General features: G+C 46.4%; 3 protein-coding genes. All 3 read right to left on the bottom strand.

Going from position 1 to position 3285, the window contains the following annotated elements:
* Positions 1-79: 79 nt before the first annotated feature.
* Entirely contained in the window at positions 80-682 is a 603-nt protein-coding gene (locus V4C51_RS17420; protein WP_420797690.1) for a MiaE family protein, read from the bottom strand.
* 321 nt (positions 683-1003) lie between these two features.
* On the bottom strand, positions 1004-2401 hold the full coding sequence (locus V4C51_RS17415) for an APC family permease (protein WP_330927444.1): 1398 nt from the start codon (positions 2399-2401) through the stop codon (positions 1004-1006).
* Between the two features lie 210 nt (positions 2402-2611).
* Complete coding sequence (locus V4C51_RS17410; protein ID WP_330927443.1) at positions 2612-2902, bottom strand: hypothetical protein; 291 nt, start codon at positions 2900-2902, stop codon at positions 2612-2614.
* Positions 2903-3285: the final 383 nt, after the last annotated feature.

Below are 3285 nucleotides of genomic sequence, written 5' to 3'. Positions count from 1 at the left end.
ACTATTCACTAAAAATTTCCGACTTTTTATCCTCAATTTTCTGCCATCCTCGCTACGGGCGCTATTCTCGGTCAGGCTCCTAGCTGGTTACCGGGGTACCGCTATGAAAACGAAAAACATCATCACCTGATTCAATGGCCTCTTTTTCAATGGCACCGAAATGGGCCACCCGATCATCAATGGCTCCCCCATTGGTTTTTTCAGCCAGTGTCAGGTAATCCTTAAAATGACGACTTTCCGATGCTAACAGTGACAAATAGAATGTTCGCAACTCCTCGTCAAGATAAGGTGACAGGGCGTGAAAACGCTCACAGGAGCGAGCTTCAATAAAGGCCCCGATCACAAGAATATCCACCAGCCTGGCCGGCTCATGGGTTCTGGCACCGGCTCGCATTTTTGCCGCATAACGGGATGCGCTTAAGGCCTGGTATTGAATGCCCCGCTTTGTCATCAAGGCCAGCACCTTTTCAAAATGCCTGAGTTCCTCGCGGGCGAGGTGAGACATTTTATTGAGCAAATCCACATCATCAACATAACGAAACATCAGGTTGAGCGCCGTTGCCGCTGCTTTTTTCTCACAGTGGGCATGATCAATCAGTAAAATTTCCGGCTCCTCTAACGCCCGCTGAATCCATGCCGTCGGCGTTTTGCATGGGAGAAAATTCACCAGTTCCTCAGGCAGTGGTGCGATGGCGCTCTCCCTATGGGTATTGTTCCGGGAAAAGGGTGATACACTGTTCAATAGTAAACCTATTACCTGTTCACAAAAGTAACGCGTACCATAAAGGAATCGGACCCAGGAGCCAAGGAGCCTGTCGGACTTAAGACAATTTCGGCCTAAAATCCAGAAAGCGCGAGAAAGCGCGGCCGGAATTTCCGATCAATTTGCTTGAATAGGTCAACTATTCGCACGAATTGATCGAAAATTCTGACTCGCCCTACTGAATTTTATGCTCGAAAGCATAAGTCCGACAGGCTCCCAGGAATCATCGGTTGATATTTTTCAGCTTTCAATTGTAACGGTTTGTATTCGTTTTGTTGCTTTTGCCAGAATGCACTCGCCAACAACAATGGTGGAAAAAATGCCCAGGGCTACAGGGATGGAGTAGCTCCAGTCTACAATACCGGAAACAATATGAGGGAAAATAAACAGAATAACTGCCTGGGCAATAAACGCGAAGCAGATAACGCAGATGGCAATTTGAACCCCCATACTTCCTGGCACTTTGTAGGGGCGCCTGGCGTTTGGATCGGATAGGCGCAGTTTCAGGTACGCCGGGAACATGAACAAAAATGGCAGCAGGAATATAGAAGAAGAGAAAGAGAACATGGACCAGAATAGCTTGTCACATTCAGCGGAAGTCAGTCCATAAACCAGAATAACCACGGTAGATAAAACGCCCGTGATAGTATTGGCACCGACAGGGGTTCTGTGAACAAGGTTCTCTTTGGCGAAAACCTCTGGCAACTCACCGGCCTGGGCAGCTTTCATGGCCGCACGGCTTGCCCCCATAGTCCATGTGGTCATGTTGGCGATAAAGGTTAGCAACGTCAGCGAACCAATGCCATACACCATAAAATGACCAAAAGCACCTTCTCCAAACAGTGTCTGCAATGTGGCAATGATACCTGCTACCAGGGTGATCTTCTCCACTGGCAATGCCATCAAAATACCAATGGTGCCCAGCAAATAGAGGGAGGTAACAATCAAAGCAGAAAGCATAATAGACTTTGGAATATCACGACAAGGGTCTTTTATTTCTTTACCCATGCAGGCAACAAGCTCAAAACCCATCAGATTAAATATGATCGCTGGAAGAAAGCCGAGGCCAGAACCCATGGTAGGCATCATGCTTGCGAAAGAAAATTCATTAGCGACACCATTGTGGCTGGCATACCAGAAACCACCAATGCCCAGTACAGCGATGACAATAACCTTAAACAGTGCGCCCAGGTTAGTGACCCATACGCCAGTGTCAACGGAGATATTACAGATCCAGATAGTCAGCCAGATCAAGCTGATACAAATGGCAATTTGCACCCACAGACCCAAAGCAGGGAAAAACATTTCGGCAAACATGCCTGCAAACATAATGTAGCTTGCCGCCATCCACAGGCCGACGTTGGCCCAGTAAAACCAGGTTGTACGGACAGCCCATTTGAAGCCAAAGGCTCGCTTTACCCAGTTGTAAATACCCCCTTCGCCTGGGTAGGTAGTACCAAGTTCTGAAGAAATTAAGCCATAAGGTATGACAAAAAGAACCAGAGTGATTATCCACCAGGTAATAGAGGAGGGGCCGATTGAAGCACTGGCAGTGAGACCATCCACCGACAGCACCGCACATACACTGAACAGGGTCAGGCTGGATAGCCCCATTTTTCCCGTTGTTTTTGTAGCCACTATCGAGTTCCAATCTAAAAACTAAACCAGTTTACAAGCCAGAGAATTCAGCACTGTAAAAAAATTGAAGCCCCGTTGTTTTTGACAGTTAAATTTCCCAGGATAGAAAAACGGGGAAAAGCCAAATCAAAGAAATTAGCCGATGACAGCATGGCATTGCCAGCGTTGAGGGTAAATGGTTTGTATTGTCGGAGCATTAGCTTGCTACGACTAATCAACGACGAGTGTTTGTTTCCAGTTACCCTTAATCCAATTCAATTCAACATCAGGATCAGCAGGATTTACAATCTTTCCAATTACGCCACACCACGTTCCTTTAGCAAAAGTCCAGGGATGGCCAGAAACGGAGCGAACCTCATAGCCATCTTTTGTCGTAATGTGACCAGAATGCTTAATCTGTGTAACGATCGAATCAAAGTCCTCTGTGCACGATGCGTAGACACTCGAGGTTGTCCAAAGCATCAGCGCGAGAAGGCTAAATTGAAGATGTGTTTTTTTCATACTGGACTCCGATATAAAACAATGAGAGGCGACATCATTCGCTTAAAATATAGCTATCGATAGTTAACAAAGCAAAGGGGCAAAAGATAAAAGATCAAAAATACTGTCACTAGGAGCCTGTCGGACTTAAGACAATTTCGGCCTAAAATCCAGAAAGTGCGAGAAAGTGCGGCCAGAATTGCCGATCAATTTGCTTAAACAGGTCAACTATTCGCGCGAATTGATCGAAAATCCTGACTCGCCCTACTGAATTTTATGCTCGAAAGCATAAGTTCGGCAGGCTCCCAGGAGCCTGTCCGAGAATAGACTACCCTACTGCGGTTGCGATAAATTGGTCTAAAAATTCCTGCTTCTTCGTCAAATAGCCCCACTATTATCCTCAG

It is taken from the genome of Candidatus Sororendozoicomonas aggregata (assembly GCF_031528575.1).
In the GTDB taxonomy this organism is placed as follows: Bacteria; Pseudomonadota; Gammaproteobacteria; order Pseudomonadales; family Endozoicomonadaceae; genus Endonucleibacter; species Endonucleibacter aggregata.
Note: the sequence above shows the minus strand (reverse complement) of the source record. Positions and strands in the feature narration are given on the sequence as shown.